The sequence below is a fragment of the Micromonospora terminaliae genome (assembly GCF_009671205.1).
GTDB classification, from domain to species: Bacteria; Actinomycetota; Actinomycetes; order Mycobacteriales; family Micromonosporaceae; genus Micromonospora; species Micromonospora terminaliae.
The window spans coordinates 835192-850924 of record NZ_CP045309.1; the positions used below are offsets into that span (position 1 = coordinate 835192).

The 15733-nt window shown below is 74.5% G+C and carries 11 protein-coding genes; 4 read left to right on the forward strand and 7 right to left on the reverse strand.

All coding sequences use genetic code 11. The features are described 5' to 3' along the window. Positions 1–38: 38 nt before the first annotated feature. The 4 genes from GCE86_RS03795 to GCE86_RS03810 form a co-directional block, all read right to left on the reverse strand. The gene (locus GCE86_RS03795; protein ID WP_154230319.1) at positions 39–1604 is read right to left on the reverse strand and encodes an HAD-IIIA family hydrolase; all 1566 of its coding nucleotides are present in this window, start codon (positions 1602–1604) and stop codon (positions 39–41) included. Next, entirely contained in the window at positions 1601–2626 is a 1026-nt protein-coding gene (locus GCE86_RS03800; RefSeq protein WP_154225623.1) for a glycosyltransferase family 2 protein, read from the reverse strand. Before GCE86_RS03800 ends, GCE86_RS03795 begins: the two co-directional genes overlap by 4 nt. Then, positions 2623–4275: a carbamoyltransferase family protein gene (locus GCE86_RS03805; protein ID WP_154225624.1), complete on the reverse strand. Its 1653-nt coding sequence runs from the start codon at positions 4273–4275 to the stop codon at positions 2623–2625. Before GCE86_RS03805 ends, GCE86_RS03800 begins: the two co-directional genes overlap by 4 nt. 631 nt (positions 4276–4906) lie before the next feature. Beyond that, the gene (locus GCE86_RS03810; RefSeq protein ID WP_244317170.1) at positions 4907–6115 is read right to left on the reverse strand and encodes a globin domain-containing protein; all 1209 of its coding nucleotides are present in this window, start codon (positions 6113–6115) and stop codon (positions 4907–4909) included. 161 nt (positions 6116–6276) lie between these two features. On the opposite strand from GCE86_RS03810, the gene GCE86_RS03815 reads away from it, so the two are divergent. Both GCE86_RS03815 and GCE86_RS03820 read left to right on the forward strand, forming a co-directional pair. Then, positions 6277–6714: an RrF2 family transcriptional regulator gene (locus tag GCE86_RS03815; RefSeq protein ID WP_154225625.1), complete on the forward strand. Its 438-nt coding sequence runs from the start codon at positions 6277–6279 to the stop codon at positions 6712–6714. Further along, positions 6714–7346 (forward strand): class I SAM-dependent methyltransferase, encoded by a 633-nt coding sequence (locus GCE86_RS03820; RefSeq protein ID WP_154225626.1) that lies wholly within the window; start codon positions 6714–6716, stop codon positions 7344–7346. The genes GCE86_RS03815 and GCE86_RS03820 overlap by 1 nt, the downstream gene beginning before the upstream one ends. A 48-nt stretch (positions 7347–7394) precedes the next feature. Here the strand turns inward: GCE86_RS03820 and GCE86_RS03825 are convergent, their stop codons facing one another. Beyond that, positions 7395–8651 (reverse strand): SGNH/GDSL hydrolase family protein, encoded by a 1257-nt coding sequence (locus tag GCE86_RS03825; RefSeq protein WP_154225627.1) that lies wholly within the window; start codon positions 8649–8651, stop codon positions 7395–7397. Positions 8652–8975: 324 nt separating this feature from the next. Here GCE86_RS03825 and GCE86_RS03830 point away from each other — a divergent pair, with 324 nt between their 5' ends. Continuing rightward, positions 8976–11033 (forward strand): DNA gyrase/topoisomerase IV subunit B, encoded by a 2058-nt coding sequence (locus tag GCE86_RS03830; protein WP_154225628.1) that lies wholly within the window; start codon positions 8976–8978, stop codon positions 11031–11033. A gap of 32 nt (positions 11034–11065) precedes the next feature. After that, positions 11066–13555: a DNA gyrase/topoisomerase IV subunit A gene (locus tag GCE86_RS03835; RefSeq protein ID WP_154225629.1), complete on the forward strand. Its 2490-nt coding sequence runs from the start codon at positions 11066–11068 to the stop codon at positions 13553–13555. Between the two features lie 60 nt (positions 13556–13615). Here GCE86_RS03835 and GCE86_RS03840 read toward each other — a convergent pair whose 3' ends face one another. Together GCE86_RS03840 and GCE86_RS03845 are read right to left on the reverse strand one after the other, a co-directional pair. Continuing rightward, positions 13616–14953, reverse strand: coding sequence for a uracil-xanthine permease family protein (locus GCE86_RS03840; protein ID WP_154225630.1), 1338 nt, complete (start codon positions 14951–14953; stop codon positions 13616–13618). A gap of 95 nt (positions 14954–15048) precedes the next feature. Then, positions 15049–15687, reverse strand: a complete 639-nt coding sequence (locus tag GCE86_RS03845; RefSeq protein WP_154225631.1) for an alpha-ketoglutarate-dependent dioxygenase AlkB — start codon at positions 15685–15687, stop codon at positions 15049–15051. Positions 15688–15733: the final 46 nt, after the last annotated feature.

The following is a 15733-nucleotide window of genomic DNA, read 5'->3' on the forward strand; positions in this document are numbered from 1 at the left end:
CGACGGTGCGGGGGCGGGGGCGGGGGCGGGCGGTGGGGTCAACCGGGGGCGAGCCGGCGGACGGCCGCGACCACCGCGGCCGGGTCGACGCCGCCCAGGCAGGGGTGCCCGGCGACCGGGCAGACGGCCGCCCGGGTGTCCCGGCAGGCCGCCGAGACGTCACCGAGCCGGACCGTGGGCACCCGGTAGGGCCCCCACTGCCCGAACGGGACGGTCGGGGCGAAGAGGCTGACCACCGGGGTGCCGGCGGCGGCCGCCAGGTGCGCGGGTCCGGTGTTGCCGACGACCAGGCAGCGGGCCCCGGCGACGATCCGGGCGAGTCCGGCCAGGTCGGTCGCCCCGCCCAGGTCGGTGCCGCCGGCGGCGGCCACCCGGGCGGTCAGCTCCCGCTCGCCGGGGCCGCCGGTGACCAGCACCCGGTGACCGTCCGCCGCGAGGGCCGCCACGATCTCGGCGCAGCGCGCGGGCGGGCAGGCCCGGGCCGGCACCGAGGAGCCGGGGTGCACCACCACGTAGCCGGCGGCGGGCAGGTCCACGGCCGGCGCGGGCAGGTCGGCGCGGAGGCGCAGTACCGGCTCGTCACCGGCGGGCAGGGCGAAACCGGCCGCGGCGGCCAGGGACACCGCCCGCTCCGGCTCGGGCACCCCGACCGGCACCCGGTGCCGGACGTCGAGCAGGGAGCCGGGGTAGTCGTCACTGATGGCGCTGATCCGGGGCACACCCGCCATCCGCAGCAGCAGCGCCAGGGGGAGCGGCGACTGGTGGAACGAGGTGAACACGACCGCCTCGTCGGCGCCCACGTCGGTGAGCCGGGCGGTGAGCCGGCGCATGTCGTCGGGGTCGACCGGCTCGGGGGAACCGTCGATCCAGGGCAGCGGCCACTCGATGATCTCGTCGACGCCGGGCAGCAGCTCCGCCGCGGCCCGGCCGCGTGGCCCGCAGAGCAGCACCACCCGTTCCGCCCCGGCCGCCACCGCGCGGATCCCGGGGCCGGTGACCAGCACGTCGCCGGCCGAGTCGCTGCGTACCACCAGCACCGTGCCGGCCCGTCCGGCCCGCGCCACCACCGGTCGCACCGCCCGGTCCCGGCGCAGGATCTCGGCCACCGCGCCGGGCAGGTCCCAGGCGACGGCCGGCGCCTCGGCGACCTCCTCGGGCCGGGTGACCGGGGTGGGCACCAGGATTCCGGTGGCCCCGGCGGCGAGCGCGGCGGCCATGTCGCGGCCGATGTCGCCGACCAGCACGCAGCGCCGGGGCACGGTGCCGAGCGCCCGGGCCGCCTCGTGCACCAGCCCCGGGGCCGGCTTGCGGCAGGCGCAGCCGTCGGTGTCGTCGTGCGGGCAGATCGCCCAGTGGTCGAAGGGGCCGAGCAGCTCCCCGATGCGGGCGTGCACCGCGTGCATCTGCCGCTCGGTGAAGTATCCGCGGGCCAGCCCGGACTGGTTGGTCACCACGGCCAGCCGGAGCCCGGCCGCGCGCAGCCGGTCCAGCGCCTCCCGGGCGCCGGGCAGCGGCCGGACCTTCTCCGGGTCGCCGTTGTAGGGCACGTCCTCGACCAGGGTGCCGTCGCGGTCGAGCAGCACCGCGTCGTACAGGGGGGTCAGCACCGCTCCGCCCCCGTGACCACGGATCCGGCCGCGACGGCGCGGGCGCGCCACCAGCCGCGTACCCAGTGGGCGACCGCGAGCGGCGGGATGAGCGCGCTGGTCGCCAGCATGGTGGCGACCTCGTCGGGGGTGCGCGGGCCGGGCGCGACGCGCGCCCGGGTGAACTCGGCCGTGCCGGCCGCCCAGCCGAGCGCGGCGAGGCCGCCGGTCACGGCGGCCGCGCGCCGGGCGCGGGCGGAGCGCAGGGGCGCGGCCCGCAGCACCCCGGCGGCCAGCGCCACCGCGCCGGCCGCGGCGACCGTCACGTGCCGGGGCCGCCGCCCCGGCGGCAGGTCGAGGTCGGCACGCCAGCCCGGCCCGTAGAGCCGGCGCAGCAGCGCGTCGTCGGCGTTGCCGCGCTGGGTGCGCAGGCTGACCCAGCGGCTCTCCGGGCGGACCGGGTGGGTCACCCGGCGCCGGCCGCGGGCCAGCTTCCAGCCGGCGCGGCGGACCCGGTAGGCCAGCTCGGCGTCCTCCCGGTAGGCGCGCGGGAAGCGCTCGTCGAACCCGCCGACCGCGGCCAGGGCCGTCCGGCGGTAGGCCATGTCCGCCGTGATCCAGCGCCCATCGGCCAGGCCGGCGGTGCCGCGTTCCCAGTCGGTGGGGCGGCGGCGCGCGGGCAGCGGCACGTCCACCACGCCCTGCACGCCGCCCACCCCGCCGGCGGTCGCGAGGTCGGCGCGCAGCGAGCGGGCCCAGTCCGGCGCCGGCACCACGTCGTCGTCGAGGAAGACCACCCACTCGCCGCGGGCGGCCCGCCAGCCCAGGTTGCGGGCGGCCGCCGGCCCCGCGCCGCGCCCGGTCAGCACCTTCGTGTACGCCGTGAGCGCCCCCGGCACCGCCAGCTCACCGGTGTCGTCACGCCGGTCGTCGACCAGCAGCAACTCGGCCTCGGACAGCTCGTCGAGCTGGCCGGCGAGGGCGTCCAGCAGGGTGGCCAGGCTCGGCCGCCCCAGTGTGGGCACCACGACGCTGATCACCGGTCGCCGCCCAGGGCGCGGCGGTGCACCGCGAACGGGCCGAGGGCGAGCAGGTCCACCGGGGCGGAGCCGAACAGCTCCATGGCCTCGCGCGGGGTGTCCACCATGGGTCGCCCGGCGGTGTTCAGCGAGGTGTTCACCACCACCGGTAGCCCGGTGCGCCGCTCGAACTCGGCCAGCAGTTCGGCCACCAGCGGCTCGGTCTCCGGGTGCACGGTCTGCACCCGGGCGGTCCCGTCGACGTGGGTGACCGCCGGGATCCGGTCCCGCCACTCCGGCTTCACGTGGTGCACGAAGAGCATGTACGGGCTGGGGTAGACCCCGTCGAACAGCTCCGCGAAGCGTTCCGCGCGGACCATCGGGGCGATGGGCCGGAACTGCTCGCGACCCTTGACGTCGTTCATCCGGCGGGTGGTGTCCGGGTCGCCGGGGTGGGCCAGCAGCGACCGGTGGCCGAGCGCCCGGGGGCCGTACTCGCTGCGCCCCTGGTACCAGGCGACGATGCCGTTGTCGGCGAGCACCCGGGCGGCCTCGGCGGCGATCGACGCCGGCCGCGTGTACGGCAGCGCGGCCCGCCGCAGCTCCGCCTCCAGCTCGTCGTCCGACCAGCCGCGGCCCAGGTCCGCGCCGGCCATCGGGGTGGACCGGTCGCCCAGCTCGCCGGCCACGTGCAGCGCCGCGCCGAGCGCCGTGCCCGCGTCGCCCGCCGCGGGCTGCACCCAGACGTTCCGGTACGGCCCCTCGGCCGCGATCCGCGCGTTGGCCACGCAGTTCAGCGCCACCCCGCCGGCCATCGCGAGGGTGCTGGCGCCGCCGGAGGCGTCGTGGAGCCAGCGGGACAGCTCGAGGATGACCTCCTCGAGCCGCGCCTGGACGCTGGACGCGAGGTCGGCGTGCTCCTCGGTCAGCTCGCCACCGGCGGCGACCGCCTTGGCGAGGCCGGCCCAGTCGATCCGTTCGACCTGGAAGCCGCCGTCGTCGGTGACCCGCACCAGGTCGCGGAGCAGGCCCAGGTGCTTCGGCTGCCCGTAGGAGGCCAGCGCCATCACCTTGTACTCGTCGCTGGAGTGCAGGAAGCCCAGGTGCCGGGTGAGGTCCTCGTAGAGCAGGCCGAGCGAGTGGGGGAGCTGCTGGGAGTGCAGCGACGTGAGCCGGCCGTCCCGGTAGACGCCGGCCAGGTGGCTGGCCACCTCGCCGCGGCCGTCGAGCACCAGCACGGCGGTGTCGTCGCCGGCCGGCGGGGCCGCCAGTCCGGCGGAGGCCGCGTGTGCGAAGTGGTGCGGCACGAACCGCACCTTGTCCGGGTCGAGCCCGGGCAGCGCGGCCGCGAGGAACTGCGGCGCCCGCCGGGCGTAGTCGACCCGCAGCCAGTCCCACGGGTCGCTGAGGCCCAGCTCGGCCGCGTCGCGGCAGAGCCCGGGGTCGAAGGAGTAGGCCACGGCGTCGAGGCTGTCCACGTCGATCCCCGCGCTGCTCAGGCACCATGCGGCGGACAGCTCGGGCAGCTCCCAGGCGGCGAAGGGGACCGGTCGTTTGCCGTGCTTGCGTCGGCTGAACCGCTCCTCTTCGGCGGCGGCCACCACCCGGCCGTCGACCACCAGGGCAGCCGCGGGGTCGTGGAAGATCGCGTTTATTCCCAGGACGCGCATGAGTGGTCCCTACCCTGGCGACCACCTCCTAACCGCTAGATCATCGACTTCTCCGAGAAGTCGAATCTCCGCTGTGGACCGTCGAAATCGGGACCAAAGCCCCTGGTCGGCGCGGCCGGAAGCGGCGAAGCTGGGCAAAGCGGCTCATGCTCGCCCGCCTGCGGCCCCGCCGGTGTCCCCGGGTGCCGCTCGGCGGAGCCGTGCGCTTGCTACTCGGAGTGGCTACCGCCGCCGATCGAAGCGGTCACGAAGCGTGGCGGACGTGGCGGGCGCCGCCTCCGCGGCCGCCGCGAGCCACTTACGATCTGAGCAGCGCAAACGCACGTCGCGACTCTCCGACCGCACCAACCCCTCCGCCGCCTTTGCTCTGCAGCCACATACGCAGCAGCAACCCTGGGTGATCGCTGCGTATGTGGCTGCAGAGCAAAGCGAGTCCACCACCGGGTGCCGGAGTGCGGCAGCTCTCACTGAGCGTGACGCCATCGAGGTGCGGTCGGGCGGTGCGTGGTGCGAGCCCACGGGAAGGGGTGCGGCTCGGGCCGGGGTCCGCCGGCATGTCGGGCAAGAGGCCCGCCGGGATGGCGCCGGGCCGGCGCACGGGCGCTGCCCGGCACCGGCCCCCGGTCGCGCCTCAGCGCAGCATGCCCGGACCGAACACCTCGTAGGCGATCCGCTCGGCCGGTACGCCCCGGCACAGCAGGCCGCCGCGGACCAGGGCCATGAACGGCACCGGCCCGCACAGGTGCACGTACGCGCCGGGCGAGAGCGGGACCAGCGCCGGGTCGACGAGCCCCTCGGCGATCTCGGCCTTGACGCCGGGCAGTTCACCGCCGGCGGCGTCCTCGTACCAGAGGCGCACGGACAGGTTCGGCAGCCGCTCCTGGAGCGCGGGCAGTTCGTGACGCAGCGCGTGCGCGGCACCGGTGCGGTCGGCGTGCACCAGCGTCACCGGCCGCTCGGGGTCGGTGGCCGCCAGGTGCGCCAGCGCCGACATGGCCGGGGTCAACCCGATGCCGGCGCTGACCAGCAGCAGCGGCTCCTCGCCGCCGACCGCGCTGACCTCGCCGAACGGCGGGCTGAGCCGGAGCGTGTCGCCGGCGGCCACCCGCTCGTGCAGGAAGCCGGAGACCATGCCGTCGGGCGCGCCGGCGGTGCCGCGTACCCGCTTCACGGTGATCCGCCAGTGCTCGGCGCCGGGCCGGCCGGAGAGGCTGTACTGCCGGATCTGCTGGCCGCGACCGCCGCCCAGGTCGACGGCGACGGAGGTGTACTGGCCGGCGGTGAAGCCGGGCACCGGACCGCCGTCGGCGGGGACCAGCGTGAACGACACGACGTCCGCGGTCTCCACGGTCTTCTCCGTGACCCGCCACCCGCGCCACACCGGGCCGTTCTCCGGCACCCCGGCCTCGGTGTAGAGGCGCGCCTCCCGGGCGATCAGCTCGCAGGCCAGCAGCCAGTACACCTCGTCCCAGGCCGCCGCGACCTCCGGGGTGACCGCCTCGCCGAGCACCTCGGCCACCGCGGCCATCAGGTGCCGCCCCACGACGGTGTACTGGGTGGCGGTGATCCCCAGGGAGACGTGCTTGTGCGCGATGCGGTCCAGGATCGGCCCCCACGGCGCCGCGCTGCCCCCGGTCAGGTGCGCGGCGTACGCGACCACCGCACCGGCCAGCGCCGCCTTCTGCGTACCGGTGGCCTGGTTGCTGCGGTTGAAGATGTTCAGCAGCTCCGGGTGGGCGGCGAACATCCGCTCGTAGAACCGGCCGGTGATCGCCTCGCCGTTGGCCTGCACGGCGGGCAGGGTCGCGGTCACCACGGCTGCGGAGGATTCCGAGAGCACGATTACTCCTTCGGACGTCGAACGGGTCGACCACCACGAAACCGGAGTTCAGGATTCCTTTTCAGGGTCGAAGGTCCCGGGACCGGCGTGGCCTCGATCACCACCCCGGACGGGACGGCCGGCCCGTGTCACGGCGAGCATGCGCTGGTTAGGGTCGAGGCGTGAAGCTCAACCGGTCGACCGACATGGCCCTGCGGATCGCCATGCTGACCGCCGCGTCCCCGGCTCGGACCACCGTGGACGAACTCGCCACCCAGCTCGCGCTGCCGCGCAGCCACGTGGCCAAGGTGGTGCAGCGGTTGCAGCGGCTCGGCGTACTGGTGACCATCCGGGGCCGCTCCGGCGGGGTGGCCTTCGCCGAGCACGCCGGTGAGCTGACGGTCGGCCAGGTGGTGCGGGCCTTCGAGGGCGACGGCGAGGTGGTCAACTGCGAGCAGCCGGCCTGCCCGCTGGTCGCCGGCTGCCGGCTGCGTGGCGAGCTGCGCCGCGCCCAGGCCGCGTTCCTCGCCGTGCTCGACGGGGTACGCCTCGGCGAGCTGGTCGACGGCGCGGCGGGTCCGCTGCTGCTCACCCTCGGCGCCCCGCCCGCGGCCCGCTGATGGCCATCTCGCATCCGATCTTCGCCCGGGTCTTCGCCCGGGCCAGCGTTGCCATGGACCGGGCCGGCGCGGCGGCGCACCGGCGCCGGCTGGTCGCCGGGCTGCGCGGCCGGGTGGTGGAGGTGGGCGCCGGCAACGGGCGGAACCTCGCGCACTATCCACCGGGCGTGACCGGGGTGCTGGCTGTGGAGCCCGAGCCGCGGCTGCGCGCCCTCGTCCGAGCCGCCGCGCGCGACGCGCCGGTGCCGGTGACCGTGGCCGCCGGCCTCGCCGAGGCGCTGCCCGTCGCCGATGCGAGCGCCGACGCCGTGGTGCTGTCGCTGGTGCTCTGCTCGGTGCCGGACCAGGCCGTCGCCCTGGCCGAGGCGCGCCGGGTGCTCCGCCCGGGTGGGCAGCTCCGCTTCTACGAGCACGTCGTGGCGGAGACCCCCGGGCTGCGCCGGGCCCAGCGCCTGGCGGACGCCACGCTCTGGCCGCTGTGCTGCGCCGGCTGCCACACCGCCCGGGACACCGTGGGGGCGATCCGGGCCGCCGGCTTCACCGTGGTCGAGCTGGACCGGTTCCGCTTCCCGCCGACGGGAATGTCCGGACCCGCGTCCCCGCACGTGCTCGGCGCGGCCGTCCGCGACTGACCACCGCGAGGCGCCCCGGGAGAGGGGACGCCTCGCGGTCGTGGTGGGTCAGCTCACCGTGACGGCGCCGTCCGGGGCACGGACGCAGGAGACCGTCCGGGCGCCCGTCGCGGCGGCGCCGGTCAGGCACCGGCCGAGCACCCGGTGGCCGGCGGCGCTCGGGTGCCAGGACTCCTGGCAGGTCTGGAAGTAGGTGCCGCAGGCGTTCGCGATCCGCTGGATGTCGAGCTTGTCGTAGCCGGAGAGGCTGGTCACGAAGACGCCGGTCGGGCCGTCCATGAGCCGGATGGGGGTGGCCAGGGCGTTACCCGGGCTGCCCGCCGACTCGCAGAGGCGGGCGCCGTCGAAGGCGCGCTGCACGTTGAGGTAGACCAGGTCGTCCTGCGGGAACTCGGCGGCCAGGGTGGTCCGGACCGAGTTGACCAGGGTGCCGAGGCCCTGCGAGAAGCGCTGGCCCGGGCCGAGGCTGCCCCGGTGGATCGGGCAGCCGGCCGCGTACCGCTCGGCGCCGAGCGCGCGGAACTTGTCCCGGGTGTCGTCCCGGTCGTCCTCGGTCCAGTAGCCCGCGGCCAGTTCGGCGGGGAGCGGGTTGGTGTAGTCCTGGAACACCACCCGGTGCTGGCCGTCGGCGTCGACCTGGTCGAGGGTGGTCAGCAGCTGGCGGACCGCCGCCGTGGTCTCCGCGGTCGCGGCGCTGACCTGGGCGGCGGTGGCCAGGTCGGCGTCCGTGCAGGGCTCCTGCTCGACCGGCCCGCCGAGGTACGCCCAGAACTCCCACCAGCCGGTCCAGGCGTCGGCGATGAACCGGTTCGCGCACTTCTCGGCAACGCTGCCGAAGGTGAACGAGCTGTTGTTCGAGCCGAGGCCGACCAGCACGAGGTCGATGTCGTGGGTCCGCGCCACCGCGCGGAGCTGGTCGAGCTGGGCGGCGACCTGCCGGCCCTTCGCCCGGCTCGCCGAGGCGGCCGCGATGTCGTAGGGCTGCCCGCCCGAGCAGGCCAGGTTGAACCGGGCGGCGATGCCCGGCAGGTCCGCCTGGAACAGCGAGGCGTTGGGCGAGCGGTGGCAGAAGTACGCGTTGCTGTTCGGCGCCGACCAGCCCGGGAAGCCCTGGGCCACCCCGTTGACGTCGACCACCGGCGCGTACGCCCCCGCGCCCTCGCCACTGATGAAGCTGTCGCCCAGCGCCACGGCGGCGGTGGGCAGGGCGGCCGCGGCCGGCCTCGCGGGTGCCACGGCGGCCGGCAGCGCCACCGAGGCGACGGCCAGCGCCGCCGCGAGCGCGGCACGTCGGAACAGGGACATGGCCGGACCCCCTCACACATCGAAATGTGAAAGATTCTTCAAGGAGGCGATCAGATCACGCCCGTGTGACGTCCGTCAATGGACGAAGATCCGGGCGGCCGATCGCCGCCGGGGTTCGGGAAGACACCGGCCGGGCATGTCGTTGTCGTGCACGGACGCCTCCTCGCCTCCGGGCGTGCGGCACGTGACGCCGCACCGCACCGGGTGCCACGGCTCTGTCGGAGTGCCGGGCTAGGCTCGCTCCGGCGCGCCGCGCCAGGCGATCGACAGGGGGGATCGCACGGTGAACGGCACCACACCGCCGAGACCTGGGAGTACGACCAGTTGACCGCACAGCCTGAGACCCTGTACGGGGCCGACGACCTGACGCACCTGGAGGGCCTCGACGCCGTCCGGAAACGCCCCGGCATGTACATCGGCTCCACCGACAGCCGTGGCGTGGGTCACCTCGTGAACGAGATCCTCGACAACTCCACCGACGAGGGTGTCGCGGGTCACGCCCGGAAGGTCGACGTGATCCTGCACGCCGACGGCTCGGTGCAGGTCGACGACGACGGCCGCGGCATCCCGACCGACGTGCACGCCAAGTCCGGCATCTCGGGCGTCGAGCTGGTGCTGACACGGCTGCACGCGGGCGGCAAGTTCGGCGGGTCCGGCTACAAGACCTCCGGCGGCCTGCACGGCGTGGGCGCCTCGGCGGTGAACGCGCTCTCCCGGCGGTTCGACGTCACCGTCCGCCGCGGCGGCAAGATCCACTCGATGTCGTTCCGGCACGGCGTCCCCGGCATCTTCGACGGCGCCGGCCCGGACGCGCCGTTCACGCCCGGCCCCGGTCTCCAGATCGTCGGCGCCATGAAGCGCGGCCAGCGCACCGGCACCTCCATCCGCTGGTGGCACGACCCGCGCTACTTCGAGACCGGCGCGGCGCTCGACCACGAGGCGGTCCGGCTCAAGCTGCGCAACACCGCCTTCCTGGTGCCCGGCGTGGCCTACCGGCTGCGCGACGAGACCGGCGAGAAGGCCGTCGAGGAGAGCTTCCACTTCCCGAACGGCCTCACCGACATGGTGGAATACCTCGCGCCGGCCGGCGACCGCCCGGTCTCGGGCACCCTGCTGGTGACCGGCGAGGGCACCTACCGGGAGAACGCCGCCGACGCCAACGGCGTCATGCAGTCCAACGTGCAGCGGCGGGCCGAGATCGAGGTGGCGCTCCGCTGGGGCACCGGCTACGAGCGCACCGTCGAGTGCTTCACCAACACCATCCGCAACGCCCACGGCGGCACCCACCGCAAGGGCTTCGAGCGGGCCCTGGCGCGCACCCTGGCCGAGGCCGCCCGCAACACCCGTGGCCTGCTCAAGCCCAAGGAGGACGCGCCCACCCTGGACGACGTCCTGGAGGGCATGACGGCCGTGGTGCACGTGCGGATCCCGGAGCCGCAGTTCACCTCGCAGACCAAGGACGAGCTCTCCACGGCGGGCATCACCAAGGTGCTCCAGGGTCTGGTCGAGGCGCACCTCAAGGCCTGGCTGGAGGACCGGAAGACCAAGGCCGAGGCCCGTACGGTGCTCCAGAAGATCGTCGACGCGGCCCGGGTCCGGCTGACCCAGAAGCAGCAGAAGGACGCCGCCCGCCGCAAGACCGCCCTGGAGGGCGCGTCGATGCCGGCCAAGCTGGTCGACTGCCGGGCCACCGGGGTGGACCGCAGCGAGCTGTTCATCGTGGAGGGCGACAGCGCCCTCGGCACCAGCCGGATGGCCCGCTCGTCGGAATACCAGGCCCTGCTGCCGATCCGCGGCAAGATCCTCAACGTGCAGAAGGCGAACCTCCAGCAGGTGCTCGACAACGCCGAGTGCGCGGCGATCGTGCAGGTGCTCGGCGCCGGTTCGGGGCGCACCTTCGACCTCTCCGCGCTGCGCTACGGCCGGGTGCTCATCATGGCCGACGCCGACGTGGACGGCGCGCACATCCGCACCCTGCTCATCACACTCTTCGCCCGCTACATGCGGCCGCTGATCGAGGCGGGCCGGCTCTACGCGGCCATGCCGCCCCTGCACAAGATCACCACGAAGGGGCGCAACCCGCAGACCGTCTACACCTACACCCAGGCGGAGATGGAGGCGACGGTCCGCAAGCTGGAGAAGGCCGGCAAGCAGATCGTCACGCCCATCCCGCGGTTCAAGGGTCTCGGCGAGATGGACGCCGACGAGCTGTGGGAGACCACCATGAACCCGGCCACCCGGGCGGTCCGCCGCATCACCCTCGACGACGTCGAGGCCGCCGAGCGGATCCTGGAGCTGCTCATGGGGGAGAAGGTCGAACCCCGCCGCAACTGGCTCATCGACTCGGCCGACCTGGTCGACCGCGACGCCATCGACGCCTGACCACCGGGTTCATTCGGAAGGAAAGCTGAACCATGGCACGCCGTAAGGACGACCGCGCGAAGGCGGACCTCTCCGCCTTCGACCAGGCCGGCGCCCGGGTCTTCGACAACCCGCTGGTCAACGAGGTCTCGGACTCCTACCTGGAGTACGCGTTCTCGGTCATCCACTCCCGCGCCCTGCCCGACGCCCGGGACGGGCTCAAGCCGGTGCACCGGCGCATCCTCTGGTCGATGCACGAGCAGGGCCACCGCCCCGACCGGGGGCACGTGAAGTCGGCCCGGATCGTCGGCGACGTCATGGGTAAGTACCACCCGCACGGCGACGCGGCGATCTACGACGCGATGGTCCGGCTCGCGCAGGACTTCTCGCTCAACGTGCCGCTCATCGACGGGCACGGCAACTTCGGCTCGCCCGACGACGGCCCGGCCGCCGCCCGTTACACCGAGGCCCGCATGTCCCGCGAGGCCATGCTGCTCGTCGGCGAGCTGGGCGAGGACACCGTCGACGTCGAGCCCAACTACGACGGTTCGCTGACCCAGCCCACCGTGCTGCCGGCGGCCTTCCCCAACCTGCTGGTCAACGGCGCGTCCGGGATCGCGGTCGGCATGGCCACCAACATGATCCCGCACAACCTGGCCGAGGTGGTCCACGCGGCCCGCTGGCTGATCAACCACCCGGACGCCACCCTCGACAAGCTCATGGAGTTCGTCCCCGGCCCCGACCTGCCCACCGGCGGGCTGCTGCTCGGCCTCGACGAGGTGCGCCGGGCCTACGAGACCGGGCGTGGTGTGGTGCGGATGCGGGCCCGGGTGCAGACCGGCCCGCTGGAGGGCAGCCGCGGCCGGCAGGCCATCACGGTCACCGAGCTGCCCTACGGGGTGGGCGCCGAGAAGGTCATCGCCGCCATCACCAACGAGGTCAACAAGACCAAGCGGCTGACCGGCATCGCCGACGTCAAGGACCTCACCGACCGGGAGAACGGCACCCGGCTGGTCATCGAGTGCAAGGTCGGGGTCAACCCGCAGGCGCTGCTGGCCGACCTCTACCGGCTCACCCCGCTGGAGCAGTCCTTCGGCGTCAACAACCTGGTCCTGGTCGACGGCCAGCCGCAGACCCTCGGCCTCAAGGAGCTGCTGGAGGTCTTCCTCGACCACCGCTACGAGGTGGTCACCCGACGCAGCGCGTACCGCAAGCGCAAGCGCGAGGAGCGGCTGCACCTGGTCGACGGCCTGCTGATCGCCCTGCTCGACATCGACAAGGTGGTCAAGCTGATCCGGGCCAGCGAGGACGCCCAGGCCGCCAGGGACGGCCTCATGCAGCGGTTCAAGCTGTCGGAGATCCAGGCCACCTACATCCTGGACACCCCGCTGCGCCGCCTCACGAAGTACGACCGGCTGGAGCTGGAGGCCGAGCAGGAGAAGCTGCGCGGCGAGATCGCCGAGCTGTCGAAGATCCTCGACGACCCGAAGGTGCTGCGGAAGCTGGTCTCCGACGAGCTGGCCGCCGTGGTGAAGCAGTCCGGCGCCGACCGGCGCACCACCCTCGTCGACGGCGATCTCAAGGAGGTGCTGGCGGCCTCGGTGCCGGCGGGCCCGCTGGAGGTCGCCGACGACCCCTGCCAGGTGATCCTCTCCGCCACCGGGCTGGTCGCCCGCACCGCCGCCGAGTCCGAGGAGGCCGCCGAGGCGCGCCGGCGCAGCGGCCGGGTCAAGCACGACGCGGTCCGTGCCGTGGTGCACTCCACGGCCCGCGGCCGGGTGCTCCTGGTGACCAGCGCCGGGCGGGCTTTCAAGATCGACGTGTTGCCCCTGCCGGTGCTGCCCGAGCAGTCCGGCACGGTGTCCCTGCGCGGCGGGATGTCCGCCGCCGAGCTGGTGCCGCTGGAGCAGGGCGAGACGGTGGTCGGGCTGGCTCCGCTCGGCCCGCCCGCCGAGGGCTCGCCCGGCCTGGCGCTCGGCACCCGGCAGGGCGTGGTGAAGGTCTGCGCCCCCGACTGGCCGGTCCGCTCGGACGAGTTCGAGGTGATCTCGCTGCGCGACGGTGACGAGGTGGTCGGGGCGACCTGGCTCACCGACGGGGCGGAGACCCTGGCGTTCGTGTCCTCCGAGGCGTCGCTGCTGCGCTTCGCGGCGTCCGCCGTGCGGCCACAGGGCAGCAAGGGCGGCGGCATGGCCGGCATCAACCTGCCGGCCGGGGCGCGGGTGGTCTTCTTCGGCGCGATCCGCACCGACGACACGGGCCACGGCGAGCCCATGGTGGTCACCTCGACGGGCGCCACGGTCAAGGTGACGCCGTTCAAGGCGTACCCGGCGAAGGGCCGGGCGACCGGCGGCGTGCGCGCCCAGCGGTTCCTCAAGGGCGAGCTGGACCTGGCCGTGGCCTGGATCGGCCCGCGCCCGGTCGGCGCCACCGCCACCGGCGACCCGGTCGAGCTGCCGCCGGCCGATCCCCGCCGTGACGGCTCCGGCTTCGCCGTGATGCTCGGCCCGACGGTGATCGGTCACCAGATCGACCGCGACTGACCGTCACGCGTGGAAGGGGCCCTGCGGCTGTGCCGCGGGGCCCCTTCCCGTATCCCGGGTTCAGAGTTCGGGCTCGGGGCCCCGGCGGGAGGCCGGGGTCGTGCCGCGGAGGCGGGCGATGAGGCGCATGCCGTGGTAGATGACCAGGGCGGCGGCGGTGCCCAGGGCGATGCCGTTGAAGGAGAGGTCCCCGGCGGTCAGGGTGTAGTTGGCGGCGCCGACGATCACGGCGACCGCGGCGGTCATGAGGTTGACCGGGTCGTGGAAGTCCACCCGGCCCTCGATCCAGATGCGGGCGCCCAGCACGGCGATGAGGCCGTACAGGGCCGTGGTGGCGCCGCCCAGCACCCCGGCCGGCACGGTGAGGATCAGCGCGCCGAACTTCGGGCACAGCCCGAGGAGCACCGCCGCGAACCCGGCCACCCAGTACGCGGCCGTCGAGTAGACCCGGGTCGCCGCCATCACGCCGATGTTCTCCGCGTACGTGGTGGTGCCCGAGCCGCCTCCCGAGCCCGCCAGCACGGTGGCCAGGCCGTCGCCGAGGAACGCGCGGCCCATGTCCCGGTCCAGGTTCCGGCCGGTCATCGCGGCGACCGCCTTGACGTGCCCGGCGTTCTCCGCGATGAGCACCAGGATCACCGGGATGACCAGCACCACGGCCCGGAGGCCGAAGCTCGGCGCGTGGAACTGCGGCAGGCCCACCCAGGCGGCCTCCTTCAGCGTGGTGACCGCCGCCGGGTCGAGCTTGCCGAGCAGCGCGGCCAGCACCCAGCCGACGACGACGCCGAGCAGGATCGACAGCCGGGCCAGGAAGCCGCGGAAGAGCACCGTGGTGACCAGGATCGCGACCAGGGTGATCACCGCGATGAGCGGCTGCGACTTGAACCCGGTGCCGCTGCCGCCGCCGTCCCAGGCGACCGGAGCCAGGTTGAGCCCGATCAGCGCCACGATGGCGCCGGTCACCACCGGCGGCATGAGGGCGTCGATCCAGCGCGCCCCGGCCAGCTGCACCACCACGCCGACGAGCGCCAGGGCGGCGCCGGCCACCACGATGCCGCCGAGCGCCGCGCCGATGCCGCCGCCGGTCTTGGCGGCCAGGACCGGGGCGATGAAGGCGAAGGACGACCCCAGGTACGACGGCAGCCGGTTGCCGGTGATCAGCAGGAACAGCAGCGTGCCCAGCCCGGAGAAGAAGAGCGTGGTGGCCGGGGGGAAACCGGTGATCAGCGGCACCGTGAAGGTGGCGCCGAACATGGCGACGACGTGCTGCACGCCAACGCCGACCGTTCGCGGCCAGGAGAGCCGCTCGTCGGGGTGGACCACGTCGCCCGGAGTGACGGAGCGCCCGTTGCCGTGCAGGCGCCACGGGGACCAGCGGGAGGTGGGGGACTGGGTCATGCTGCGCCCTTCGCGTCGTCAGGTGACGGGGGCGTGATCGACCCTGAGAGTTGTTTCTAGCACGGCGCCGGCCCGGGCCTGGGGCCGGACCGGGGTCAGGCCACCCCGGCGGGACGGAACTGGACGCTGACCCGGGGGCCGACCGGCCGGGCGGTCTTCGGGATCGCGTGCTCCCAGGTGCGCTGGCAGGACCCGCCCATCACCACCAGGTCGCCGTGCCCGAGGGGGAAGCGCAGGCTGGTCCCGCCACCGCCCCGGGGGCGCAGCAGCAGCGGCCGGGGCGAGCCGAACGACACGATGGCCACCAGGGTGTCGGTGTGCGCGGAGCGGCCCAGCGTGTCACCGTGCCAGGCCACGCTGTCCCGGCCGTCCCGGTAGAGGCACATCCCGGCCGTGACGAAAGGCTCGCCCAGTTCGTCCGCGTAGTGCCGGGTGAGCGTGTCGCGCGCCGAGGTGAGCACCGGGTGGGGCAGCGGCCGGCCGGCGGCGTACCAGCACAGCAGGCGGGGGACGTCGACCTCGGCGTCGTACATGGTGCGGCGCTCGGCCCGCCACGGCACCTCGTGCAGCAGCGTGTCGAGCACCGCGTCGGACCCCGCCACCCAGCCGGGCAGGTGGTCGACCCAGGCGCCCCGGCTCAGCTCGTGCCGGCGCAGCCGGCCGGCGAGCGGGCCCAGGGTGGGGCCCTGCGCGGCGAAGTCGAGCATCGAGGGCTGGTACGCGACGTCGGACACGCCGCCGATCGTACCCCCGGATCGAACAGGCGTACGAGGAGACGCG

What these genes read in the sequence shown, in the direction of transcription:
- GCE86_RS03805 (WP_154225624.1), bottom strand. Translation starts at nt 4,275, where the DNA reads ATGCGCGTCCTGGGAATAAACGCGATCTTCCACGACCCCGCGGCTGCC.
- GCE86_RS03820 (WP_154225626.1), top strand. Translation starts at nt 6,714, where the DNA reads ATGGCCATCTCGCATCCGATCTTCGCCCGGGTCTTCGCCCGGGCCAGC.
- GCE86_RS03825 (WP_154225627.1), bottom strand. Translation starts at nt 8,651, where the DNA reads ATGTCCCTGTTCCGACGTGCCGCGCTCGCGGCGGCGCTGGCCGTCGCC.
- GCE86_RS03835 (WP_154225629.1), top strand. Translation starts at nt 11,066, where the DNA reads ATGGCACGCCGTAAGGACGACCGCGCGAAGGCGGACCTCTCCGCCTTC.
- GCE86_RS03840 (WP_154225630.1), bottom strand. Translation starts at nt 14,953, where the DNA reads ATGACCCAGTCCCCCACCTCCCGCTGGTCCCCGTGGCGCCTGCACGGC.